21 protein-coding genes are annotated in these 22,567 nt (G+C 71.8%); 11 read left to right on the forward strand and 10 right to left on the reverse strand.

The annotated features are described in order from the left end of the window. Positions 1 to 47: 47 nt before the first annotated feature. Positions 48 to 1,334, reverse strand: coding sequence for a cation:proton antiporter (locus tag ABZ806_RS03980; protein WP_500215151.1), 1,287 nt, complete (start codon positions 1,332 to 1,334; stop codon positions 48 to 50). 122 nt (positions 1,335 to 1,456) lie between these two features. Beyond that, positions 1,457 to 2,947, reverse strand: coding sequence for a SulP family inorganic anion transporter (locus ABZ806_RS03985; protein ID WP_500215152.1), 1,491 nt, complete (start codon positions 2,945 to 2,947; stop codon positions 1,457 to 1,459). A gap of 381 nt (positions 2,948 to 3,328) precedes the next feature. Between ABZ806_RS03985 and ABZ806_RS03990 the strand changes: the two genes are divergently transcribed. Further along, positions 3,329 to 4,051 carry a polyamine aminopropyltransferase gene (locus tag ABZ806_RS03990; protein ID WP_500215154.1) on the forward strand — a complete coding sequence of 241 codons (723 nt, stop codon included), beginning with the start codon at positions 3,329 to 3,331 and terminating at the stop codon, positions 4,049 to 4,051. A gap of 101 nt (positions 4,052 to 4,152) precedes the next feature. On the opposite strand, the gene ABZ806_RS03995 is transcribed toward ABZ806_RS03990, so the two are convergent. Further along, entirely contained in the window at positions 4,153 to 5,466 is a 1,314-nt protein-coding gene (locus ABZ806_RS03995) for an HD-GYP domain-containing protein (RefSeq protein ID WP_500215155.1), read from the reverse strand. 316 nt (positions 5,467 to 5,782) lie between these two features. Between ABZ806_RS03995 and ABZ806_RS04000 the strand changes: the two genes are divergently transcribed. After that, a complete protein-coding gene (locus ABZ806_RS04000; protein ID WP_500215157.1) occupies positions 5,783 to 6,181 on the forward strand; it encodes a MerR family transcriptional regulator in 399 nt (132 codons plus the stop codon). Between the two features lie 75 nt (positions 6,182 to 6,256). Here ABZ806_RS04000 and ABZ806_RS04005 read toward each other — a convergent pair whose 3' ends face one another. The 4 genes from ABZ806_RS04005 to ABZ806_RS04020 all read right to left on the reverse strand — a co-directional run bounded on the left by ABZ806_RS04005 (position 6,257) and on the right by ABZ806_RS04020 (position 8,569). Then, positions 6,257 to 6,679 carry a DUF5709 domain-containing protein gene (locus ABZ806_RS04005; RefSeq protein WP_500215159.1) on the reverse strand — a complete coding sequence of 141 codons (423 nt, stop codon included), beginning with the start codon at positions 6,677 to 6,679 and terminating at the stop codon, positions 6,257 to 6,259. A 176-nt stretch (positions 6,680 to 6,855) separates the two neighbouring features. Further along, on the reverse strand, positions 6,856 to 7,362 hold the full coding sequence (msrA, locus tag ABZ806_RS04010) for a peptide-methionine (S)-S-oxide reductase MsrA (RefSeq protein WP_500215160.1): 507 nt from the start codon (positions 7,360 to 7,362) through the stop codon (positions 6,856 to 6,858). Between the two features lie 9 nt (positions 7,363 to 7,371). Next, entirely contained in the window at positions 7,372 to 7,839 is a 468-nt protein-coding gene (msrB, locus tag ABZ806_RS04015; RefSeq protein ID WP_500215161.1) for a peptide-methionine (R)-S-oxide reductase MsrB, read from the reverse strand. Between the two features lie 253 nt (positions 7,840 to 8,092). After that, positions 8,093 to 8,569: a carboxymuconolactone decarboxylase family protein gene (locus tag ABZ806_RS04020; protein ID WP_500215162.1), complete on the reverse strand. Its 477-nt coding sequence runs from the start codon at positions 8,567 to 8,569 to the stop codon at positions 8,093 to 8,095. Between the two features lie 291 nt (positions 8,570 to 8,860). Here ABZ806_RS04020 and ABZ806_RS04025 point away from each other — a divergent pair, with 291 nt between their 5' ends. Beyond that, on the forward strand, positions 8,861 to 9,778 hold the full coding sequence (locus ABZ806_RS04025; protein ID WP_500215164.1) for an NADP-dependent oxidoreductase: 918 nt from the start codon (positions 8,861 to 8,863) through the stop codon (positions 9,776 to 9,778). Between the two features lie 86 nt (positions 9,779 to 9,864). Beyond that, positions 9,865 to 10,497, forward strand: a complete 633-nt coding sequence (locus ABZ806_RS04030) for a TetR/AcrR family transcriptional regulator (RefSeq protein ID WP_500215165.1) — start codon at positions 9,865 to 9,867, stop codon at positions 10,495 to 10,497. Between the two features lie 167 nt (positions 10,498 to 10,664). On the opposite strand, the gene ABZ806_RS04035 is transcribed toward ABZ806_RS04030, so the two are convergent. Both ABZ806_RS04035 and ABZ806_RS04040 read right to left on the reverse strand, forming a co-directional pair. Continuing rightward, positions 10,665 to 10,841, reverse strand: coding sequence for a hypothetical protein (locus ABZ806_RS04035; protein ID WP_500215166.1), 177 nt, complete (start codon positions 10,839 to 10,841; stop codon positions 10,665 to 10,667). Between the two features lie 134 nt (positions 10,842 to 10,975). Continuing rightward, positions 10,976 to 14,149, reverse strand: a complete 3,174-nt coding sequence (locus ABZ806_RS04040; protein WP_500215167.1) for an AfsR/SARP family transcriptional regulator — start codon at positions 14,147 to 14,149, stop codon at positions 10,976 to 10,978. Positions 14,150 to 14,418: 269 nt separating this feature from the next. On the opposite strand from ABZ806_RS04040, the gene ABZ806_RS04045 reads away from it, so the two are divergent. From ABZ806_RS04045 to ABZ806_RS04055, 3 genes are read left to right on the forward strand one after another with little or no spacing between them, the layout of a single operon-like run. Beyond that, the gene (locus tag ABZ806_RS04045) at positions 14,419 to 15,513 is read left to right on the forward strand and encodes a glycoside hydrolase family protein (protein ID WP_500215168.1); all 1,095 of its coding nucleotides are present in this window, start codon (positions 14,419 to 14,421) and stop codon (positions 15,511 to 15,513) included. Next, positions 15,510 to 17,606 carry an ATP-binding cassette domain-containing protein gene (locus ABZ806_RS04050; protein ID WP_500215169.1) on the forward strand — a complete coding sequence of 699 codons (2,097 nt, stop codon included), beginning with the start codon at positions 15,510 to 15,512 and terminating at the stop codon, positions 17,604 to 17,606. Before ABZ806_RS04045 ends, ABZ806_RS04050 begins: the two co-directional genes overlap by 4 nt. Then, the gene (locus ABZ806_RS04055) at positions 17,599 to 18,438 is read left to right on the forward strand and encodes a hypothetical protein (protein ID WP_500215171.1); all 840 of its coding nucleotides are present in this window, start codon (positions 17,599 to 17,601) and stop codon (positions 18,436 to 18,438) included. The genes ABZ806_RS04050 and ABZ806_RS04055 overlap by 8 nt, the downstream gene beginning before the upstream one ends. A 73-nt stretch (positions 18,439 to 18,511) precedes the next feature. On the opposite strand, the gene ABZ806_RS04060 is transcribed toward ABZ806_RS04055, so the two are convergent. Then, a complete protein-coding gene (locus ABZ806_RS04060) occupies positions 18,512 to 19,273 on the reverse strand; it encodes an AfsR/SARP family transcriptional regulator (protein WP_500215172.1) in 762 nt (253 codons plus the stop codon). 287 nt (positions 19,274 to 19,560) lie between these two features. On the opposite strand from ABZ806_RS04060, the gene ABZ806_RS04065 reads away from it, so the two are divergent. The 4 genes from ABZ806_RS04065 (at position 19,561) to ABZ806_RS04080 (ending at position 22,567) form a co-directional block, all read left to right on the forward strand. Then, positions 19,561 to 20,505, forward strand: coding sequence for a multinuclear nonheme iron-dependent oxidase (locus ABZ806_RS04065; protein ID WP_500215173.1), 945 nt, complete (start codon positions 19,561 to 19,563; stop codon positions 20,503 to 20,505). Then, positions 20,484 to 21,230 (forward strand): hypothetical protein, encoded by a 747-nt coding sequence (locus tag ABZ806_RS04070; protein WP_500215174.1) that lies wholly within the window; start codon positions 20,484 to 20,486, stop codon positions 21,228 to 21,230. The genes ABZ806_RS04065 and ABZ806_RS04070 overlap by 22 nt, the downstream gene beginning before the upstream one ends. A gap of 184 nt (positions 21,231 to 21,414) precedes the next feature. After that, a complete protein-coding gene (locus ABZ806_RS04075) occupies positions 21,415 to 21,612 on the forward strand; it encodes a hypothetical protein (RefSeq protein ID WP_500215175.1) in 198 nt (65 codons plus the stop codon). Positions 21,613 to 21,619: 7 nt separating this feature from the next. Beyond that, positions 21,620 to 22,567, forward strand: coding sequence for an acyl-CoA dehydrogenase family protein (locus ABZ806_RS04080; protein WP_500215177.1), 948 nt, complete (start codon positions 21,620 to 21,622; stop codon positions 22,565 to 22,567).

Here is a 22,567-nt window from a genome sequence, read left to right on the forward strand (position 1 = left end):
GCTCGGCTCGCCCGGCGCGCCCGCGGGGTGCCGGCGGTGCGGCCCGCTCATTCCGGACGTCCCCGGGCGTCGTCGCCGGAGTCCTCCGGCGGACCGGCGGCCTCCCGCGCCGGTGCCGTGCGGCGGGAACGCCGGATGCGCGCCCGGGCCTTGCCGTGCCAGGCCGGCACCTCGCGTTCGTCGTCGAAGCTGCGGGCGACGATGATGTCGGTGGAGGAGTGCGCGAGGATCGACAGCGCGATGGTGGCGCCGACGAGGTGGAAGATGTGGTCGCCGGCCGCGATCCCCGCTTCCAGCACCAGCAGCCCGTAGACGACCGAGGCGAAGCCCTTGGGGCCGAACCACATCACCGCGGCCTGCTCCCGCATGGTCAGCCGGGAGCGCAGGAACGACACCCAGATCGCGAGCGGCCGCGCGACCACGAGCGCGAGGACGGCGAAGGCCCAGCCCGCCCAGCCGACATCGCCGAGGAACGCCGGGGACAGCAGCGCGCCGAACACCAGCAGCGCGGCGAGCTTGAGCAGCTCGGCGACCAGTTCCCCGAACTCCTCGAACGCCTCCCGGTGCTCGTGCCCGACGGTGGCGACCGTGACGCCGGCGGCGAACGCGGCCAGGAACAGGTTGCCGTGCGTGGCCTGCGCCGTCGCCAGCACCAGCAGGCCGATCGCGACGGCGTTCAGCGGCTCGTACTTGGGCGCGATCGCGAACCACCGGGTCCGCACCAGCATGATCGCGGCCCACGGGATCGCCACCCCGATGGCCAGGCCGCCGGCCAGCTCGCCCGCCAGCTCGCCGAAGTGCAGGTTCTCCTCGCCCCGGGCGATGGCCAGGAACACCACCACGAACGGCAGGACGAGCCCGTCGTTGACCCCCGACTCCACGTTCAGCAGATGGCGCAGCCGCGGCGGCACCTTCTCGTTGCCGACGAGCGCGGCGGCGAACACCGGGTCGGTGGGCGTGAGAACCGCCGCGATGAGCAGCGACTCCACCCATCCCAGCCCCACGAGGTAGTGCGCGAGGAGCGCCGTGATCCCCAAGGTGAGGGGGAGGCCCCAGCCCAGGGCGCGGCCGGGCAGCCGCCAGGCGCTGCGCAGGTCGTGCCATCCGGCGTGCATGCCGTCGGTGAACAGCACGGCGAACAGCGCCAGTTCGGCCAGCTGGGAGACGAGCTGATCCCCTGGCCGCAGGGAGACGAGGCCGGTGACGCCGTCGCCGAGCAGGAACCCGCCGACCAGGAACAGCGCCGCCGTCGACAGCACGGTCCGGTGCGCCAGATTCGACACCAGCACCGCCAGCAGCAACAGGGCGGCGAAGGTGAGCAGTAGATTCGTCATGCGCGTCTTTCAGGGTCGGCGACAGCAATGCCGACCAGACTTCCCGGCGCACCAGGTCACGACACTAACGGGATCCGAAGGCGCTTCGCACGCGGCACGCGGCCCCGCCGGACTTCCCCCGGTCAGTGGCTTCCGGCCAGTTCGCCGGACAGGGTGCCGTGCATGCGGGCGCTGTGCTCGTTGAGGCCGACGATCTCGACGGTCTTGCCATGGCGTTCGTACTTGGCGGTGACGGCGTCGAGGGCGGCGACGGTGGAGGCGTCCCAGACGTGGGCGTCGGTGAGGTCGATGGTGACGCGGTCGGGGTCGCCGGTGTAGTCGAACTGGTGGACCAGGTCGTTGCTGGAGGCGAAGAAAAGTTCGCCGGTGACGGCGTAGACGACCTGGCCGCCGTCGGGGTCGGTGACGGCGGAGACGTTGACCAGGTGCGCGACGCGGCGCGCGAAGACGACCATCGCGGTGACCGAGCCGACGACGACGCCGATGGCGAGGTTGTCGGTGGCCACGACGATGGCGACCGTGACCAGCATGACGATGGTCTCGCCCGGCGGCATGCGCCTGAGGGTGGACGGCCGGACGGAGTGCCAGTCGAAGGTGCCGGCCGAGACCAGGACCATGACGGCGACCAGGGCGGCCATCGGGATGTCGGAGACGATGGGGCCGAAGGCGATGCACAGGGTCATCAGGAACGCGCCGGCCAGGAAGGTCGACAGCCGGGTGCGGGCGCCGCTCTTGATGTTGATCATGGTCTGGCCGATCATCGCGCAGCCGCCCATGCCGCCGAAGAAGCCGGTGACGATGTTGGCGATGCCCTGGCCGATGGACTCGCGGGTCTTGTTCGAGCGGGTGTCGGTAATGTCGTCGACGAGTTTGGCGGTCATCAGCGACTCCATCAGCCCGACCAGCGCCATGGCCAGGGCGTACGGCGCGATGAGCGTCAGGGTGTCCAGGGTGAGGGGGACGTCGGGGACGCCGGGGGTGGGCAGGGCGGACGGCAGCGCGCCCTTGTCTCCGACGGTCGGCACGGCGATGCCGGCGGCGACGGTGATGACGGTGAGGACGACGATCGACACCAGCGGCGCCGGGATGACCTTGGTGACGCGCGGGAACAGCACCATCAGCGTCAGCCCGGCGGCGACGAGCGGGTAGACCGGCCAGGGGACGTCCCGGAGCTCGGGCACCTGCGCCATGAAGATCAGGATGGCCAGGGCGTTGACGAAGCCGACCATGACGCTGCGCGGCACGAACCGCATCAGGCGGGCCACGCCCAGCGCCCCGAGGATCACCTGGAAGATACCGGCGAGGATGACGGTGGCGAACAGGTGCCCGACGCCGTGCTCGCGCGCGATGGGTGCGACGACCAGGGCGACCGCGCCGGTCGCGGCGGAGATCATCGCGGGGCGTCCGCCGACGATCGAGATGGTGACGGCCATCGTGCAGGCGGCGAACAGCCCGATCCGCGGGTCGACCCCGGCGATGATGGAGAAGGAGATCGCCTCGGGGATCAGCGCGAGCGCGACCACCAGGCCGGCCAGCCCCTCCGTCCGCAGCAGCTTGGCGGTGATCGGACTCCCGGGCTTCGGACGGCGTGCCAGTAGGGCGGGCAGGGACAAGACTCTCCAGACATGGGTCACCCGCGCCGGCCATGGCGCGTGCACGGGAACAACGCGGTGGGGTGGGGCCCGGCGCCGGTGCCGGTGGGACTGCGGAGGCCGCAGAGGCGTCCGGGCCGTCAAGCCGCGGCTCGGTGAACGGTCGGAACGCCCGGCCCGATGGGCCTACTCTAACGTGATGGGAGGGTCGGAGGCGCCGGTAGAGACGACCGTCACACCGTGATGACGGCCAGTACCAGGCACGCTCACTGAGAGCCGATACTCTTCTCTTACGAGAGGATATATTTTCCGGCACGTCCGGAACCGACCCCGGCGGGACTGCCGCATCCGCAGGACGCCGACCACTGATCACCGCCGTTGAATTCCGAGGATCTGACACCCATGGGCGCACTGTTCGAAGAACTCGATTGGCGTCCGACGCCCTTGGGCGACGTCAGCTTGCGGCGGCGGCGGGATCCCGCCCTCGGCGTCGAGGTCTACGAGATCAAGCTCGACGACGACTTCCTGATGTCGAGCCTGTGGACGGCAGGGGAGGTCGAACTCGCCCGGCTCGGCCTGGCCGCCGCGCCTGGTGAGGCCCTCGACGTCGTCGTCGGAGGGCTCGGGCTCGGCTACACCGCCGACGCCGCGCTCGACGAGCCGCGCCTGCGCTCCCTCGTTGTGGTGGAGGCGCTGGGCGAGGTGATCGAGTGGCATCGGGCGCGGTTGGTGCCGCTGGGCGAGAGGCTGACGGCCGACGGCCGCTGCCGGCTGGAGCAGGGCGACTTCTTCGCCTTGGCCTCATCGCCGGACGGGGTGGACCCGCAGAAGCCGGGCGCCCGTTTCCATGCGATCCTGCTGGACATCGACCATTCGCCGCGCCACGTCCTGGACCCCGTCAATGCCTCGTTCTACCGGACGGAGCCGCTGAGCCGCCTGGCCGCGCACCTTCATCCCGGCGGCGTCTTCGCGCTCTGGTCGAACGAGCCGCCCGACGACGGATTCACCGCCGTGCTCGGTGAGGCCTTCGACGAAGTGGCGGCGCACGTCGTGGAGTTCCCCAATCCCGTCCAGGGCGGCACCTCGGCCAACACCGTCTACGTCGCACGCACCTCCGCCCGCTGAAAGGCCGCACCGCTCCGGCACGACCGATCTCGCCCCGCCGGCCGGCCCGCTGATCGGGGGCGCGGGGGAGCCTCGCGGCCTGCAGTGGCGCAACGTCGCCGTCACGCGGGTGGTGACGTCGCCGCTCGTCCCGCGCTACCGGCCTCGTCCCGCGGCCCTGTCTCCGTCGGCCAGCCGCCCGACTCCAGAGCCCGCAGGAACGCCTCGACCATGACCGGGTCGAACTGGCTCCCCGAGCACCGGCGCAGCTCGCGCACCGCTTCCGCGACCGGCCGCGCCTTCTGGTAGGGCCGCGTGGACGTCATGACGTCGAACGCGTCCGCCACCCCGATCACCCGCGCGAACTCGGGAATCTCGTCGCCGGCCAGTCCCAGCGGGTAACCGCGGCCGTCGATCCGTTCGTGGTGGTGCATGATCCCGGCGAGCGCCTCGTCCAGGAAGCCGATCTCCCGCACGATCTCCAGCCCGCGCATCGGGTGCAGCTGGACGGCGGCGTACTCCTCGTCGGTCAGCGGCCCGTTCTTGGTGAGGATCTTGGTGGGGACGCCGAGCTTGCCGACGTCGTGCAGCATGCCGGTGTACCGCAGGGTCTCCACGCGCTCCGGGCTCATCCGCAACTGCCGGGCGATCATCACCGCGGCGCGCGAGACCCGTGCGCAGTGCCCGCGCGTGAACGGGTCCTTGGTCTCGACCGCCTGGCACAACGCCGCCAGCGTCGCGTCGTGGGCCTTCTGCTGCGCGAACGCCTGCTCCATCGCCCACCGCGCCACCAGCAGCGGCAGCAGCACCAGCAGCGCCACCAGCGGGCCGAGCCGTCCCCACAACCCCGCGATCAGCAGCCCGAACATGCCGTACCCGACGCACCCCGCGGCGACCGGACCGCTCGCCCGGACCAGCCGGCCGGGCGCGTCCTGCCCGCTCAGCAGCAGGATCCCCGCCGTCAGCACGAGGTTGACCGCCACGAAGGTGACCAGGGCGGCCATGAACGGCGGCGTCACCGCTCCGACCCAGCCGACCTGGCCGGGATCGAACCCGCCGCCGCCCGCCACGGCGAACACCGTCCCGGCGGTGAAGCCGCTCAGCGCGAACTGCGCCCCGTTGAACAGCCGTTTGACCGGCGCGACCCTCCGCTGGCCGGTGGCCACGGCGCACGCTCCCACCAGCGCCGCACCGGTGGGGCCGAGCAGCACCACCGACGCGAGGCTCGCCGCGAATCCCAGGGAGACCCGCGCCCCCTCGACGTTCAGCCGCGCGGGCAGCGAGTCGCAGACGACGAACAGCACGGCCAGCGCGGCCAGGATCCGCCCGTCCATGCCGGCGAAGGACCCGCCGGACAGCGAGGTCGCCAGCACGGCCGCGGCGGACAGGACCACGGCGGTGAGGTAGAGCCTGGCGACGGCGGGAAGTCCGAACATGCCTCACCCACGGGTGCCGGTTGAGAACCAAGCGGGAGGAAACGCCGCAAAGGAGATCGCCGCCGAGGCGGGGAGCGGGGGAAAGGGCTCCGCGCCGTGGTGGCGGCGAGCGAACACAGCCGCCACCCTACGGCGTTCCCAAGATCAGGGATGGGTCATTCGGTTCACCCGGTGTTCCCCCTGTCCCGGCCGGGCTGCCGACGCCGGGCAGGCCGCGGCCCGTGAGCGCGGCACAGGCCGGAGGGTGGCAAGCTTGAGCAACGATATGGATCATCCGTCCCCGGCGAGGCGGGCCGGTGGCGTGAGGAGGGACCCGATGAGCGGCAGGCAGATGCAGATCGGCGAGGTCGCGGACCGGACCGGGCTGAGCCTGCGCACCATCCGCCACTACGAGGAGGTCGGGCTCGCCCTTCCCACGGCCCGCTCCCAGGGCGGCTTCCGCCTCTACACTGACGGCGACGTGGCGCGCCTGCTGGTCATCAAACGCATGAAGCCGCTCGATTTCACCCTTGAGGAGATGCGCGACCTGCTGACCATCCTCGATCAGCTCCGGTCCGGCGACACCGACGGGACGACCCGCGCCGACCTCGCCAAACGCCTCGCCGTCTACCGCTCCCTGGTCGAGGAACGCTGCGACAAGATGCGCAACCGCCTGGCGGACGCCGAGCAGTTCTCCAGCGAACTCTCCGCGGAACTGCGCAAGCACCGCCACTGACGAGACCGGCTGCTCTTCCCCGGCACAAGAGCCGACCACTGCTGGGGCGAGGCGTTCGGCGCAGGGCCTCTCGCCCTATACCTCGAACGTGTCGTCGGGGACGATGTGAACCGCCGCCTCCTCCGCGGAGGCGCCCGCGCCGTCGATGCCGACGTCCTCGGCTCGGAAGTCCGACGACAGGTCACCGGCGTCTTGGGTCGCCCAGGCGAGCCGACCCGCCCTCAGGTCGCCGACCTGGTCGTCGACCGGCTCGCCGTCAGTGTCGGATGCGTCGCCGATCCCATCGCCGGCCTCGTCGTCCGTGAGGTCGGGAACCTCGCGGGCAAGTCTCTGGCCGAGGGGTTCCGTTGTGCCGGCTTCGTAGGCGGTGACCCCCCAGGCCCGGCTTCCGATCGGATGCTCCAGAGGCGAGTAGCCCGGACCTTCGACGTCTTCGCCGAGCTCCTCGTCATCGAGACTCTCGTCCGCCGGCAGCAGTTCCTCGGTGTCCTCGTCCATGGCGACTCCTCTGATCATGGTGCCGTGCGCCCGCATCTGATGCGGCCGATCGAGTTCCGTGTCCCGCCCCGGCACCGGTGCGACAAGGAATTCCTACCCACTCGCCGATTCCTCGCCCAGGCCGGCCGCCCCGGCCTGGAGCGACCCGCGGACGCCGGGTCCGCGGGTCGGCGGTGTCAGGCACTCGCCCGCTTCGGAAGCTTCCATCCGGGGCGGGGGAAGTGGCAGGTGTAGCCGTTGGGGTAGGTCTGGAGGTAGTTCTGGTGCTCGGGCTCGGCCTCCCAGAAGTCGCCCGCCGGGGTGACTTCGGTGACGGCCTTGCCGGGCCACAGGCCCGAGGCGTCGACGTCGGCGATCGTGTCCTCGGCGACGCGCTTCTGCTCGTCGCCGATGTAGAAGATCGCCGAGCGGTAGCCGGTCCCGATGTCGTTGCCCTGGCGGTTCTTCGTCGACGGGTCGTGGATCTGGAAGAAGAACTCCAGCAGCGCGCGGAAGTCGGTCTCGCCGGGGTCGTAGACGACCTCGATGGACTCCGCGTGGGTGCCGTGGTCGCGGTAGGTGGCGTTCGGGACGTCTCCGCCGCTGTACCCGACCCGCGTGGACACGACGCCGGGCTGGTGGCGGAACAGCTCCTCCATGCCCCAGAAGCAGCCGCCGGCGAGGATCGCCTTCTCGGTGGTCACGTCGTCTCCTTACTCGTCGTGGGTGTCGCCTGTGAACAGGGTCCGGTACTCGCCGTACCCTGCCTCGTCCAGGTCGTCGAGGTGGATGAACCGCAACGACGCGGAGTTGATGCAGTAGCGCAGCCCGCCCTTGTCGGCGGGGCCGTCGGGGAAGACGTGGCCGAGGTGGCTGTCCGCGTGCAGTGAGCGGGCCTCCGTCCGGATCATGCCGTGGCTGGAGTCCTCGTGCTCGACGACGTTCTCTCCGGCGATCGGCTTCGTGAAGCTCGGCCAGCCGGTGTTGCTGTCGTACTTGTCGGTGGATGCGAACAGCGGCTCGCCGGACACGACGTCGACGTAGATGCCGGGCTCGTGGTTGTCCCAGTAGGCGTTGGCGAACGGGCGCTCGGTCCCGTCCTGCTGGGTCACGCGGTACTGCTCCGGACCGAGCTGCGAGACGGCTTCCGGGTTCTTGTTGTACTGGGTCTGCCGGGGCACGGCTCTCCCTTCCCGACCTTGCGGTGTGAAGCTGGGGAACCAGGTGAAGCGCACCTGGACGCACATGTACAGACGCTCCGCGGCCTCGCTGTATTCCCGAATAACTGGACTCTACAGTCCAACATCTCAAGCCTGAACCGAGATTGGTAGGGCGTAGCTCAGCATGTGGCGCCTTACCTTGGACGTTCAGGTCCACGTCGCCGGACGGGTCTCGCGGCCAGTCAGCTGGGCGGGCCTCGGCCGGTGTCGCCTGCTAGGCGAGGACGGGCACTGCGCCCTCGGCCATCTTGAGCCGGGTCCAGACGTTCATGTTGATGACGATCCCGATGATCTCGAGGATCTCCTCCGGTGAGAAGTGCTCGGCGAGCGCGTCGTGCCGGGCGCCGAAGCCGTCGGCGACGGTCGCGTCCGCGACGCGAGTGATCGCTTCGGTGTAGGCGAGGGCGGCGCGGGCCGCCCCGTCGTGGAAGCCGGTCTCCCACCAGGCGGTCAGAGTGTCGATCACGGGTCGGGGGATGCCGGCGTCGCGCGCCGCCTCGTAGTGGAGGTTGAGGCAGTAGGTGCAGTTGTTGATCTGGGACACCCGCAAGCGCAGGAGTTGGGCGAGCCGGCGGTCGATGCGCAAGCGGGCCTTGTAGCCGAAGGCGTCGGCTCCGTGGCGGGCGAGTTCGGCCAGGTCCTCGTTGGCCGAGCTGTCGGCCCGCCGGTTGGTGACGGTCACATCGGTCATCTCGGTGCTCCTTGCGGCGTCGCTGGTCTCCAAGCGAAGCTACCCGGCAGGTTAGTGGACTCTAGAGTCCTGTACAAGCTCAGTGCACGCGAAGGTAAGCCGGTGGCATTCCGATGCCCAAGGCTCAGTTTCGTTCAGATCAGGCTCGCGTCCGTTTCCGGCAAAGTGGACTTGACCGACCAGTTCTCGCGCAACTAGGTTCGGTTCGTCCGGTGTGCGCCTCCGGGAGGAAACCAAGGCCGGTGAACCGAGATGTCGCGCAGGCGATGACTGCATAGGGGGAGGTGCCCGGTGAAGGCGATCGTGGTGACGGACGAGGCCGCGGGAACCGCTGGGATGAGGCTGGCGGAGCGGCCTGAGCCGGTGGCGGCCGGCAACGACGTGGTGGTCGAGGTCCACGCGTCGGGGTTCACCCGGAACGAGCTCTCGTGGCCCGGCACCTGGACTGATCGCCGGGGCCGCGACCGGACGCCGTCGATCCCCGGGCACGAGCTGGCCGGGGTGGTCAGCGCGCTGGGCTATGGCACCCGGGGGCTGTCGGTGGGCCAGCGGGTGTTCGGGCTGGCGGACTGGACCCGCGACGGCACCTTGGCGGAGTCGGTCGCGGTCGAGGCGCGCAACCTGGCGCCGCTGCCGGGCGATGTGGACTTCACGGTGGGGGCGAGCCTGCCGATCTCGGGGCTGACCGCGTGGCAGGGGCTGTTCGTGCACGGCCGATTCCAGGCGGGGCAGAGCGTCCTGGTGCACGGTGCGGCCGGTGGGGTCGGATCGATGGTGACCCAGCTCGCCCGGGAGGCGGGCGCCCATGTCATCGGTTCGGGCCGGGCCGCCGACCGGCAGGCGGTGCTCGGGTTCGGCGCGCAGGAGTTCCTCGACCTCGGCGCCGATGCCCTGGAGGACGCCGGGGGAGTGGATCTGGTCTTCGACGTCATCGGGGGAGATGTCGGCAGGCGGTCCGCGGGTCTGGTGCGGGCCGGAGGAATGCTGGTGAGCATCGCGGGCCCGCCGGAGGCGCGGCCGGCCGAGGGTCTGGCCGTCGATTTCGTGGTCGAGGCCGATCGGGCGCAGCTGCGGGAAGTCGTTCAGCGGGTGCGTGACGGGCGGCTGCGGACGAACATCGGCGCCGTGGTCCCCCTCGACGATGCCGTCGACGCCTTCAACTCGACCAAGCGGATCAAGGGGAAGACCATCGTCCGCGTCCGCCCATGAAGACTCGCTGACAGCGGGCGGTCCCGCCCTCCTCGCGGATCGGCGCCGGCCGTCCGGGCGGCCCCCAGGCCGGTAGCCTTGCCTTCGTGACCGGGGCGGAGAGTGCCGAACAGAGGCCGAGGCTGACACCCCGCGGCGCGGCGACGAGGCGGCGCATCGTCGCCGCCGCGGCCGAGCTCATGTACATGAAAGGGGTCAGCGCGACCACTCTGGACGAGGTCCGGGCCGCGAGCGGCACGAGCAAGTCTCAGCTCTACCACCACTTCGCCGACAAGGAGCAGCTGGTCCGCGCCGTGGTCCTGCTTCGCGCGGAAGAGATCATGGAGCGTGAGCGTGCCGCGCTTCAGCGCCTCAGATCGTTCAATGGCCTGGTGCGGTGGCGGGACGCGCTCGTCCAGCGCAACGCGCTGCAGAAGGGCGCGTACGGCTGCGTCCTCGGTTCCCTCGCCGGAGAGGTCTCGGACCAGGACGAGGTCGCCCGCAAGGCCCTGGCGGCGGCCTTCGGTGAGTGGGAGGAGCTCATCGAGGCCGGCCTGCGCCGCATGCGGGACGCCGGGACGCTCGCTGCCGGCGCCGACCCCCGCAAGCTCGCGATCGGGCTGATGGCGGCGCTGCAAGGGGGCTACCTGCTGGCCCAGACCGCCCATGACGTCACACCCATGGAGATCGCGCTCGACATGGGGCTCGACCACGTCAGGATGTTCCTCTCGGCCCGATAGCCGCAGCGTTCACCCGGCCGCCGTTCGAGCCGTGAACCCCTCGGCGGCCGTGTGCGGCCCGTGTCAGGGGAGGTGGCTGGGGAGGACGGAGCGCGGGATGGGGCCCTTGTCGCGGCGGCCCTGCTGGGTCTCCTCCGATGCGTGGGCGAGGATGCCGATGCTTCGGCTCAGCACGCGCCGTTGAGTCCGATACCGCAGGTGGCCGCCATCCGGGCGACGGCGATCGAGGGCGTCTGCGGGCCGTGGTCGACCGCGGCGACCAGGGCTGCTTCGAGCAGTCCGGCCTGGCGCGGGCCGGGCAGGTCGGTGAACAGGCCGCGGTGCCGGAGACGGTCGAGTTCCACCGCCTGGGGACGGCGGCGACGCGGGCGGCGGGCACGCCGGCGGGAGCGAGGATCTCCTCCCCTTCGCGGGCGGGCCGCCGGCGGAGCGCGGTGTTGAGTACCTCGGTGAGTTCGTCGCCTGTTGGCGGCGATGTTCAAGGGGCCGTCGAGGGCGTCGAAGGCCGTCTATGGCCGGTCCCGTCGCACGCGAGCCGGTCGTTCAGCGTCCGCACGCCGTTCTCGTGCGAGATCCCGCGGAACAGTTCGCGGGCCTCCTCCCAGGCGGCCCTGGCCGCGGGGTGGTCGCCGGCGGTGCTGTGGGCGTCGCCGAGGGCGCGGAGCGTCCGCGCGAGGTAGGGGATCGAGCCGCGGGTCCGCCAGACCCGGACCGAGCGCTCGAGGGTGGCGATGGCGGCGGGCAGGTCGCCTTCGGCCAGGTCCAGCTGCCCGAGGACGCTCAGCGCGTCGGCGAGGTAGTGGCCGAAGTTGCCGTGCTCGCTGTGGGCCAGCGTCAGCTCGGCGGTCGCCCTGGCCCGCTCGTCCCCGACCTCGGCGAACAGCTTCGAGAGGTAGAGCAGCGAGAAGGTCTCCAGATACCGGTAGTTCAACCGCCGTGCCATTTCGAGGGAGCTCTCCAGCAGTTCCCGGCCGCCCGCGGTGTCACCGCAGAACGCCTTCGCCGCGCCGAGGAACTGGGTGACCGTCGTGGTGTAGTGGGCGTTGCCGAGCGCCTCGGCGACCTTCGCCGCCTCCTCAAGGACCGTGTGCGCCGATTGGGGGTCGTCCTCGCCGTGGACGATCGCCATCACGTGATAGGCCCGCGCCTGGCCGCCGAGGTAGTCCGCGTCGGCGGCCGTCCGCAGGGCGCGCTCCGCCACGGCGAGCGCTCGCGCGCCGTTCCCGTCGGCCGTCATGCTCCAGGCCAGGGCCGCCAGCGCGTCGGCCATCCCGACCGGATCGTTCAGCGTGGTGAACAGGTCGAGGAGCTGCGAGGCGTCGGTCCGCATCCGTGCCATCGCCGGCCCGGGACCCGCGGGCGAACTCCAGGTGGTGACCTCCATGAGGCCGCGCGTCAGCACGGCCTCGCCGCGCTTGTCGCCGGTCTCACGGCAGAGCGCGAGCGCCTGTTCGTGCATGCGCTGCCAGCCGTCGTACAGGCCGCGCACGTTGAGGTAGGTCTCGGTGGACCCCGCGAGATCCCACGCGAGTTCGGTCAGGCGCGCCTCGCAGGCCTGGGCGACCCCCGCCATCAGGGCGGCGTGCTCCGCGCCGAACCAGGCCATCGGGTCGGCCAGCAACGGGCCGGAGACCGCCGCGGGCAGCCGCCAGCGCAGCGCACGGCCGTGCCTGGTCGCGTAGCAGGGGCCCGGGACGCGCTCCGCCGCGGCCTCCGCCAGTGCCAGCCACGCACCGAGGGCCCGCCGGAGCGCGGCGTCGCGCTCGGGGCCGGAGTCCTCGAGCAGGGCCCGTTCCCGCGCGTACAACCGGATCAGGTCGTGGAACCGGTACCTGAGCCCGCCCGTCTCGTCCGTCCCGGTGAGGGTCAGCAGATGGGCGTCGACCAGGGTCTCGAGCTCGCGTTCCGCCTGCCGCACCGGGGCGTCCAGGAGGGCCGCCACCGCCCAGGACGCGAAATCGGGCGCGTCGAGGAGCCCGGCCAGCCGGAAGGCCCGCTGCGCGCCGGCGGGAAGCGTCCGGTAGCTCATCTCGAATCCCGCGCGGATGTCGAGGTCGCCCGCCACCAGCTCGTCCAGCCGGTGCCGTTCCTCCCCGAGGACGTCGGTCAGGCGGGCCAGGCTCCACTGCCTTCTGCCCAGCAGCCTGGCCGCCGAGATGCGCACCGCCAGCGGGACCCGGCCGCACAGCCGGATGATCTCCAGAGCCGCGTCCGGATCGGCCCGGACGCGTTCGTCGCCGACGATCCTGCCCAGCAGGTCCACGGCCTGGGCCGACGGGAGGACGTCCAGTTCCAGCAGGCCCGCGCCCTCCAGGCCGACCAGCCGGACCCGTCCGGTCAGGAGCACGGCCGTGCCGGGGGACCCGGGCAGGAGCGGCCGTACCTGCTCCTCCCCGGCGACATTGTCGAGCAGGATGAGCATTCTGCGTCCGGCCAGGCAGCTCCGGTAGAACGCCACGCGTTCTTCGAGGGACTCGGGTATGCCGGTGGCGCTGACGCCCAGCGCGAACAGGAACCGGCTGAGCACGTCCTCGGGACGGGCCGGGTCGGCGGAGGCGCCGCGCAGGTCCACATAGAGCTGGCCGTCGGGAAAGCGATCCGCGATCCGGTGCGCGACGTGCACGGCGAGGGTGGTCTTACCGAGGCCGCCCAGACCGGCGATGCTGGCCATGGCGACGGTGCCCGGCCGCGGCTCGGTGAGGACCTCGGTGAGGTAGGCGACCTCGCCGTCCCGGCCCGTGAAATCCGCGATGTCCGGCGGCAGTTCGGCCGGGGTGGGGTTCGTCCGGGGGGCGCGGTAGGCGCCTGGGGCCTCCGCCGTCCTGTCCGGGGCCGTCCCGTCCGGGGCGGGCCTGCCCGGGCCCGGCCGTATCGGGGAGCCCGTGATCGTCGCCGTGGCGTGCGGAACGACTTCGAGCGAGGGGTCCTGAGTGAGGATTCTCTGATGCATGTCGTGGAGCTCTTCGGCAGGGTCCAGACCGGTCTCCTCGATCAGGATCCTGCGGGCACGCGCGTATTCGGCGAGCGCGTCCGCGCGCCGGCCGCAGCGGTGCAGCGCCAGCATCAGCTGCGCGTGCAGCCGCTCCCGCAGCGGGTACTCGCGGGTGAGCGCGGTCAGCTCGCCCAGCAGCCCGGCGTGGCGCCCGAGCGCCAGGTCCACATCGATCCGCGACTGCAGGGCCGACAGGCGGACCTCGTCCAGCCGCGCGGCCTCCGCGGCCAGCAGCGGGACATCGGTCATGCCGGCGAACGCGGGCCCGCGCCACAGACTCAGCGCCTCGTGCAGATGGCGGGCCGCCTTCTCCGGCTCACCGGCGGCCTCCGCCGCGCGCCCCGAGCCGGCCAGGCTCTCGAACCTCGCCGCATCCAGCTCGTCCCGGACCACCGGCACCAGATAGCCGGAGCCCTCCCGCACGACGCGGGCCGGGTCGCCCAGGCGCAGCCGGAGCCGGTGGACGTAGGTCTGGACATTCTTCGTGGCGCTCTTCGGGGGGGTGCTCCCCCACAGCGCCACGGCCAGCCGATCCACCGGAACAGGGGTTCCCGCCCGGCACAGCAGAACCGCCAGCAGCGCGCGCGCCTTGGGCGTGCCGAGATCGAGTCGCGCACCCTCTCGCCACACCGTCAGCGGCCCCAGTATCCCGAACTTCACCGCGCTCCCTTGGCTGGGACGCACTATAAACCGGGAGGCCTGGTCGCGGCGGCCCATTGCGGCGGCGTGCGGAGCCGCGTTCCAGCGCCGCGTGGAGGTTCGGGCCGGGCGACCGGCCGGGCCCGCGCATAGCGGACGCGGAGCAGACGCAGGCCGGTCGCGATCACACTGATCCATGAACGATCACGACACGAGGGCGCAGGGCCACCGGAACCACGAGCACGACACTGTGAGAGGCGGACATGGCCACCGACGGGAGGCCGGCGCCCATGCCTGAGACCGACGCGGCCGAGCGGCTGCTCACCCGGCTGATGACCCGGCTCCGCGAGAGGAGGCGCGCCCCGGCGGGGACGCTGGCGGTCCTCGCCCTGCTCGCCGCGCGCCTCGGGCACCCGAGGCCGGCGGCGTCACTGACCCGGCTCGCGCTCGGCGGCGAGCGGATCACGGACTACCGGATCTCCTGGCTGCTGTACCGGCTTGCGCGCGAGTGCCCGGCCGATGCCGGCGACGGCCGCGCCGGGGTGCGGGTGCCCGGCCGGCACGAGACGGCCGCGACACTGGCCGCGCAGTACCGCCTGTTCACCGGGGCCGCGAAGGTGGACCTGCTCAACGGGGCGGGCGGCGCCGGAATGGCGCTGTGGGACCTGGCCGGTGAGCCGGTCCGCGACGAGATCACCCCCTCGCTGAGGGCGACGGCCGGGGCCATCCTGCGGCGGACGTCGAACGGCCTCTACCACGGCCGCGCCGGCGGAATCCTGCTGCTGCGCATGACCGGGTGCCGGTGTGGAGAGGACCCGGCGCAGGCCGAGGCGATCGATGCCCTCGTGCGCGACGTCGAACGGCTCGATGCGGCCGCCCTCGACACCGGTGAGCTGGGCATCGGCGGAGTCACTCTCTGCTACGGCATTCCGGGGATGCTGGCCGCGCTGGGCCCCGCCGCGGACCCGGACGTCCTCGCGCGGATCTCCCGTGCCCCCATCACGCGGGCGTCGCTGGCCCGGCTGGACGGCCACCTGGCCGGCGAGACCGCCGACGCGATCGTCTGCCACGGCCTGGCCGGGGCCGGCCTCGCCGGGAGACTGTCGCCGTGCTGGCGCGACCTGATGGGCCCGGACAGGACGGGCCGCATCACCGCGTGGCTCGCCGCGCGGCTCGCCGGCTGGCTCGACCGCGCCGGGGACGAGGCGGTGGACGCCGTCTTCGGGACGTCCTTCGCGTCGTCCGTACTCGAAGGGCCGGTCGGGGTTGCGCTGGCGCTGGCCGAGACCACGACCACCACCCCGCCCTGGTGGGGGATCGGGGTGAGCCTCGGCGACGGGACCTCCGCCGTGGCCGGACGGACGACGACGGGAGCGACCGCATGATGCCCGGCCTGCAGATCCAGGACAACGACTGCGGCGTGCAGGCCCTGATCGCCAGCCTGCACCGGCTGGGCCGCGACTTCTCCGAGCCGGAGTTGCGGGACGCGCTGGCCGCCCGCGGCGCACTCTCCATGCGCGACCTGCGGGACACCTCGGCCGAGGTGTGCGGAGTCCGCTTCCGGGCCAGGCGGGACTGCCCCTTCGACGCGCTGACGGCCGGAGCCATCGTGCACCTCCGCGCCGACCACTTCGTCACCGTCGAAGGGCGGCGTGGACGGCGGGTGCGGATCTTCGACCCCATGTTCGGGCCCACCTCGCTCGGCGGCACGGAGTATCGCGAACGGGCCAGCGGCTGGGTGCTGCTGCCGGACACCGGCCACGGCGCCGCCGGTGGAGGCGCCGCTCCGGGGGCGGACGGCCCGCCCGCCCGGCGTGCCCGCAGGCTGGCGCGGGCCGCGTGGCTGTCGCCGCTGATCCGGGCCGGCGACGTCCGCCTGAGCCAGGTGCTGCCGGTGCTCGGGGTGAGCCTCCTGCTCTACACCGGGCTGACGCTGCTCAACCTGGTCCTGCTCCCCTTCCTGAACCAGATCACCGCCGGCGGCGCGGTGGCCGCGGGCACCCTGGCCACTGCCCTCGCCGTGTTCGCCGTGACGGTCGGCGCGCTCTTCTGGTTCCGGCACCGCCGGCTCACCGCTCTCGGCCTCACCTTCGACCGGAACATGCTCGCCCATCTGGTGGACCGGGTGACCCGCACGTCGGCGACGACCGAGATGTCCTCCGGCGCGGTCCTGAACCGGGTGATGAGCGCCCGGGAGGTACGGGAGGCCGGCACCATGCTGGCCCTGTCGATGGTCACCGACTCGATCGCCGTGGTGATCCTGCTGGCGTTCATGGCGGCGCTGTCACTGCCGCTCTCCGGGGTGGTGGCCGCCATCTCCGCCCTCCACGTCGGCCTGACCCTGCTGGCCCGCCGGCCGATCAGCCGCCGCTACGACGAGCAGCTCCGCCTGGAGGGCGAGGTCCAGGACGTCCTGATCACCATGACCCGGGGGCTGACGACCTTCCGCGGGCTCGGCGCCGTCGCGCACCTGAGCGAGGAGCACGACCGCCGCCTCGGCCGGCTCCACGACGCGGTGCGGGCCCTGGAGTACCGCCTCGCCTGGGTCCACGGGCCGAGCCTCGCCCTCCGCTTCTCCGGCCTGTACGCGATCCTCGTCATCGGGGCGGTACTGATCTCGGCCCGGCTGGTCAGCACCGGTGAGCTCTTCGGGTTCATCACGCTCGGCGGCACCGTGCTGTTCTCCGTCACCTCCATCGCGCAGAGCCTCCCGGCCGTGGCCGTGCTGGAGCGCCGGCTGCGCTACGTGGCGACCCTGCTGACGCTGCCGGCGATGCCGGCGGGCACCCGCGCCGATCCCGTCCCCGGCGCGCCCGCGGCGGTGCTGGACGGCGTGCGCGTGCACCGTCCGAAAGACCACTTCGACCTCCGCCTCGACCTGCGCGTGGAGAGGGGCGAGACGGTCACCGTCGGCGGGGTGAGCGGGGCCGGCAAGTCCACCATGGCCCGCCTCATCAGCGGCCTGGACCCGGTGCCGGAGGGACGGGCCGCCGTCTACGGCGTCCCCACCGGCGACTGGGACCCCGGCCGCCTCCGCCCGATGGTCTGCTACGTGCCGCCGCGCTCGGAGTTCCTGCACACCACGATCCGGGAGAGCCTCTGCGGAGGCGCGGCGGACGTGGACGACGGAGAGCTCCACGAGGTCCTCGCCCTGGTGGAGCTGGAGGACGTGCTGAGGCCGCTCCGGCTCGGCCTCGGCACGTCCCTGCGGATCAACGGCTCCACCTTCAGCGCGGGCGAGGTGCAGCGCTTCGCCCTCGCCCGGGCCCTGCTCCGCCGGCCGAGGACGCTGATCCTGGACGAGTCGACCGGCTCGCTCGACCGCGACATGGAACTGCGGCTGCTGGCCGCCGTCCGGGACCGCGTGGAGACCCTCCTGGTGATCAGCCACCGGCCGGTCGGCCGGCACCTCGGCAGCCGGCACGTGACGATCGTCCGGGGCGACGACGGCGTCTCGCGCGTGGTCGCCGATGGCTGACCCGGTGCGCGGCCTCCACTCCTACTGGACGGTTCCCAGCCGGCATCCCCGCCCGTACCGGCAGCTCTCCCGCGCCACCTGGCTGCTGAGCATCCTGTCGTGGCGCCGGTACGCCGGGCCGATCGAGCTGCTGGCGGACCGGCCGACCGCCGACCGGCTCGACCGGCTCGGCTGGCTCGGCCACTACGACCGCGTCGAGATCCTGGACGACGGCGGCCTCGACGCGCACTACGACCGGCTCGCCTGCTTCGCGCTCCCGAAGCTGCTGGCCATGGAACGCCGCCCCGAGGCGGTCCTCGTCGACACGGACGCCTACCTGCTGGCCGGGTTCCGCCCGCCGGGGGAGGGTTCCCTCTTCGCCCACCTGGAGCGGGGCGACGTCGACTTCTACTCCGGGCTGCGCGAACTCGCCAACCCGGCCGGTGTGGACCTGCCCGATTCGCTCCCGGTGGTCGGCAACACGTCGCTGTTCCGGGCGGCCACCCCCGAACTGGCCCGCCGTATCAGCCGGGCCGGGCTGGCCTTCCTGGCCGGCAACCCCGCCACCCGGGGACGCGACGTCCACCTGCACATGACCGTCGCCGAGCAGGTGCTGGCCACCCATCTCACCGTCACCGCAGGGCAGCCGGTCGTGAACCTCTTCGGCGCGGTCTGGACGTTCCGGACCAAGACCTGGCTGACCGGGCCCCCCGGCTACGGGCACCTGTGGAACCTCAAACGCGAGCCGCGGCCCGAGACGCTGCTGGGCGTGTACGCGGTGGTCAACCGGATCCTGCGCGACGACTACGGGGTGGACCCGAGCCGGATCCGTGCGCTGCTGGAGCAGGAATGACCGTGTCGCCACCCGCCGTGAACCGCTGACCCCGCCGCCGGCCCGGGGCCGCGCGGCCGCGGGCGGCCACGGCTCAGCTCAGGTCGAGAACGGGATCCTGGCGGAGGATCGCCTGCTCCAGCCTGCGGAGGGGCAGACCGGGGTCGAGGCCGTACTCGTCGCGCAGGATCGCCCGGCCCCGCTGAGCGGCCGCCAGCGCCTCCGCCTGGCGTCCGCTGCGGTACAGGGCCACCATGAGCTGGGCCCGCAGTCGCTCCCGCAGCGGATGGTCGGCGACGTGCTGGGCCAGTTCGGGGACGAGCGCGTGGTGGCCGCCGAGACCCAGTTCGAGGTCGGCCAGCCACTCCACGTCCGTCAGCCGCCGCTCCTCCAGGCGGCTGCGGCCGGACTCGGCGAAGTCGGCGGCGATACCGGACAGGGCAGGACCCTTCCAGAGGGACAGCGCCTCGCGCATCAGCTTGCGAGCGAACTGCGGATGCGATCTGTCGCTCTCGGCGCGGGCCTGGGCGGCCTGTTCCGTGTAGGCGGCCAGGTCCAGGTGGCCGGGCGCCACCTCCAGCACGTACCCGCCGGGCCGTGTGGCGATCGGCCCGGCGGTGCCGGCCGGCTGGAGGGTACGGCGCAGCGCCCAGATCTCCGACTGGATCTGGGCCTTCGCCGTCGACGGGGGAGTGGCCCCCCACGTGGCCTCGATCAGCCGGCCGACCGAGACGACCCGGTCGGCATGCAGCAGCAGGTACGCCAGGATCGCCCGCCGGCGAGGCCGGTCCACTCTGACCGGGTCGCCGTGCGCGGTGACCCCGACCGGGCCGAGCAATGTGAAGAACAGAGTCATGGCGGCTCTCCCGCATCTGCCTTCCCACTTCGCCGCAGGGAAGGTGAGGAACTGGCCCCGATCATTCCAGGAGTATAAGGAGCGCCGGCACAAAAGCGGAATATTTTGGGTATACGCCGCAGCCATCTTTGGCGCCTTTCCCTGCTCGGGGCAGGGCAATAGCGGACGCATAGCAGACGAAGACCGCCGGCGGTTAGGCTCTCCGCCGTCGGCGGTTGTGCGAGGCGGCGTGACGGCCCGCCGCCGTGGCGTCGTGATGCGTACCGGTACCGGCGAGGAGCTATGAAATGGCGGAGACCACAGCCACCAGGCGTCGTGGCCTGGGCGTGGGCATGGATCTGCAATGGGGCGCGCCGGTGGGCTTCGACTATGCGACCGCCGCACCCAGCACCAGGGTCGCGAAGTTCATCGAACGCAATGTGAGCGACTACGCCTATCTCTTCTTCTCGTTCCAGCCGCGCGGACTCGAACGGCTGGAGGCCCGGGCCTATGCGGACGGCTACGAGCGGCTTCGTGAACTCCTGCCGGCCGCCATGCCGATGGCGCTGCACCACACCGTCCTGAACATGGGCTCCGCGAGATCGTATGACCGCTCGGCCATCTTCGATTTCACGAACGAGCTCTGCGAGGAATTCGACCTCCAATGGATTGTCGAGGACATCGGGATCTGGTCGCTCGCCGGGCTTCCCATGCCCTACCCGCTGCCTCCGTATCTCACGGCCGACGCCCTTGACCAGGTGGTGCGGAACGCCCGCGAAGTGCGCGGAGCGCTGTCCCGGCCGCTGCACGTCGAGTTCCCCGGGTTCACCGACGGCTACTGCCTGGTCATCGGCTCGCTCGACGCCTACGACTACTTCGCGGAGCTGGCCGAACGCGCGGATATCTACGTGACGCTGGACGTCGGGCACCTTCTCTCCTGGCGGTGGCTGCGCGGTTTCCGCGGCGAGGACCTCTACGGCGATCTGGACCGGCTCCCCCTCGAACGGTGCCGCGAACTGCACCTGTCCGGCGCGGCCGTCCATCGCGGGCGCTTCATCGACCTTCATCACGGGATCCTGCTGGAGGAGCAGCTGGAACTGTGCAGGATCCTGCTGCGGCGCTGCCCCAACCTTCATGCGGTGACCTATGAGGACCCGCGCTTCACGAGCGACGGAAGCCTCGTGCCCAAGGCGGTCCCGAACTACGAACGTCTCAGGGAGATGGTGCGGGCATGGGTCACCTCACAGAACTAGACCAGGTCTTCGAGCGTCTGCTGCTGGATTCGGGCTTCCGGCGGCGGTACCGGTCCGGTGCGGGTGACACGGCCGTGAGCGCCGCCGTGCGGCAGGCCCTGAGCAGCATGGACTGGGGAGAATTCGAGCGGCTGGCCCGGCGGGTGCGGCACAACGTCGGCACCGGCGCGATCGGGGGCATCGCGATCACGAAGGCGTTCCAGCGCACACTCGGCACCCTTGCCGAAACGCCCGAGGAACAGGAGGCGGTCATCGACCGATTCCTGGCATCAGGTCATGTCGCCCAGGTGAACGCGGTCGGCAATTCCGAGGGCGTCACCGTCGCGGAGGCGTTCTACCGGTTCATGATGGACGACTCGCGCTCAATGGCCACACGTCTCGCCGCACAGCACGAATTCTGCGCGGCCGTACTCCACATCCTGGGGGCGACCGAACGGGTCGGTTTCATCGTTGAATCCGGGCTGATCCGCCGCCATGACAACGGTGCCGTGGCGGTGCTCGACGCGAACCGGCCCCTTGAGGACGCGGATCAGGAGCCCGAGCACTGCCTTGCCATCGGGGTGACCCGTAACGGCTATTGGAGCGGCGCGGTGACCAAGCCGACGGCCGCGGCCCTGCTCCTGCGCGCGCACTCGTCGCCGTCCTGGGCCGTGCGTGTAGCCGAAGACCACCGTGGTGATATCGATCTCATCGAAGAAGAGATCAGACGGCGGAAACTGATGTAAGAGAACTCCCTTCTTCGAGGCGGCACGGCTGCCGCCGCCGATCGCCGCGCCCGCGGGGCGCATAGCAGGCGCATTACGGACGCAGACCGCCGGCGATCATAATTCTTCGTAATGGCACCGCAGGCGGGTCCGGTACTGAAGCGAACCCGCGGACGGTGCTGAGCCCGCGAATCGGAAGGCGAACATGACCGAGAAAAGCAGGACGGCCGCCCCGGTGGTGGACCACGCCGAGAACTTCGTCGACCTCGACGATCTGGACTTGGCGGGGGTCGACGTGGAGGAGATCGTCGGAGGGGTGGCCAACACCTACTCCTGCTCCGGGTCCGGCGGTGGTTCGGACTACCAGCTCAGCGATATCTGCGTCCCCCGGGGGCCCTACTAGACCATCCGTGGACCCTTCACATTCGCTGCGACGTCCCACCACTGAGCTGGTGTGGCTGCGCGACGGGCCGGACGAGGTCCCGAGCCTGGTGGCAGGACTGGACCTCGTCCGGCGGGTCGCGCGGCGGGACGCGGCCCGCGGCTGGCTCTGCATGATCGCCAACGGCACCGCGCACTACCTGTCGGCCTACGCGTCCGAGGAACTGCTCTCCCGGGTGTACTCCGGTGACAACGAGGTGTACGGCGTGGTGGCTCCGGGCGGCCGGCTGCGCGAGGGCCCGGACGGCGCGCTGGTGGTCGACGGATGCTGGCGGTTCGGCTCCGGCGCGGACCGGGCCGCCTACATGGCCATGGGCTGCGAGTCGGCCGGGGGGCGCGGCGTCAAGGTTCTCATCGACCGCGCCCGCCTGCACCTGGAGCACCCGTGGCAGGGCCCGGGACTGCTCGCCACGGCGAGTCACACCCTGAGCGCCCGCGACATCGAGGTGGAACCGGCGGACGTGGTGGAGATGTCCGCGCTCCGGCCGGACCGGCCGAGGGGGATCTACGCCGACGGCCAGTTGTTCCTGGCGAACATGCCCGGGGCGCCGATGGGGCTCGCCGAGCGGCTGCTGGAACTGCTCGCCCCGGGACCGCCGTCCGGCTCGCCCTGGCAGGCCGCCCGCGCCGCGGCCGCCACCCGCGTCGTGCTCGCCAGACGCGGCCTGACCGGGCTGCTGCAGGGTTTCGACGCCCTCTCCCGCGCCGGCCGGCTGGGGCCGTTCGCGCCGGCACTGCGCGCCGAGTACAACGCGGTCCTGTCCGCCGCCTACCACGTCTGCGTCGACGCGGTCCTCTCCCTGGCAGACGCGTGCGACTCGGCGGATCCGGGCCTGCGGCGGGAACTGGCGGAGGCGCGCCAGGACGTCCTCACCATGCGGCCGCACGGTGCGATGCGGCCGCGCACGACGACATGA

The organism is Spirillospora sp. NPDC047418, from assembly GCF_040643275.1.
In the GTDB taxonomy this organism is placed as follows: Bacteria; Actinomycetota; Actinomycetes; order Streptosporangiales; family Streptosporangiaceae; genus Spirillospora.

Excerpts from the sequence above, each read along its gene's own strand:
- ABZ806_RS04000 (WP_500215157.1), top strand. The coding sequence starts at position 5,783 with ATGAGCGGCAGGCAGATGCAGATCGGCGAGGTCGCGGACCGGACCGGG.
- ABZ806_RS04045 (WP_500215168.1), top strand. The coding sequence starts at position 14,419 with ATGCCTGAGACCGACGCGGCCGAGCGGCTGCTCACCCGGCTGATGACC.
- ABZ806_RS04070 (WP_500215174.1), top strand. The coding sequence starts at position 20,484 with ATGGGTCACCTCACAGAACTAGACCAGGTCTTCGAGCGTCTGCTGCTG.
- ABZ806_RS04020 (WP_500215162.1), bottom strand. The coding sequence starts at position 8,569 with ATGACCGATGTGACCGTCACCAACCGGCGGGCCGACAGCTCGGCCAAC.
- ABZ806_RS04055 (WP_500215171.1), top strand. The coding sequence starts at position 17,599 with ATGGCTGACCCGGTGCGCGGCCTCCACTCCTACTGGACGGTTCCCAGC.
- ABZ806_RS04065 (WP_500215173.1), top strand. The coding sequence starts at position 19,561 with ATGGCGGAGACCACAGCCACCAGGCGTCGTGGCCTGGGCGTGGGCATG.
- ABZ806_RS04060 (WP_500215172.1), bottom strand. The coding sequence starts at position 19,273 with ATGACTCTGTTCTTCACATTGCTCGGCCCGGTCGGGGTCACCGCGCAC.
- ABZ806_RS03990 (WP_500215154.1), top strand. The coding sequence starts at position 3,329 with ATGGGCGCACTGTTCGAAGAACTCGATTGGCGTCCGACGCCCTTGGGC.
- ABZ806_RS03995 (WP_500215155.1), bottom strand. The coding sequence starts at position 5,466 with ATGTTCGGACTTCCCGCCGTCGCCAGGCTCTACCTCACCGCCGTGGTC.
- ABZ806_RS04075 (WP_500215175.1), top strand. The coding sequence starts at position 21,415 with ATGACCGAGAAAAGCAGGACGGCCGCCCCGGTGGTGGACCACGCCGAG.
- ABZ806_RS03980 (WP_500215151.1), bottom strand. The coding sequence starts at position 1,334 with ATGACGAATCTACTGCTCACCTTCGCCGCCCTGTTGCTGCTGGCGGTG.
- ABZ806_RS04050 (WP_500215169.1), top strand. The coding sequence starts at position 15,510 with ATGATGCCCGGCCTGCAGATCCAGGACAACGACTGCGGCGTGCAGGCC.
- ABZ806_RS04005 (WP_500215159.1), bottom strand. The coding sequence starts at position 6,679 with ATGGACGAGGACACCGAGGAACTGCTGCCGGCGGACGAGAGTCTCGAT.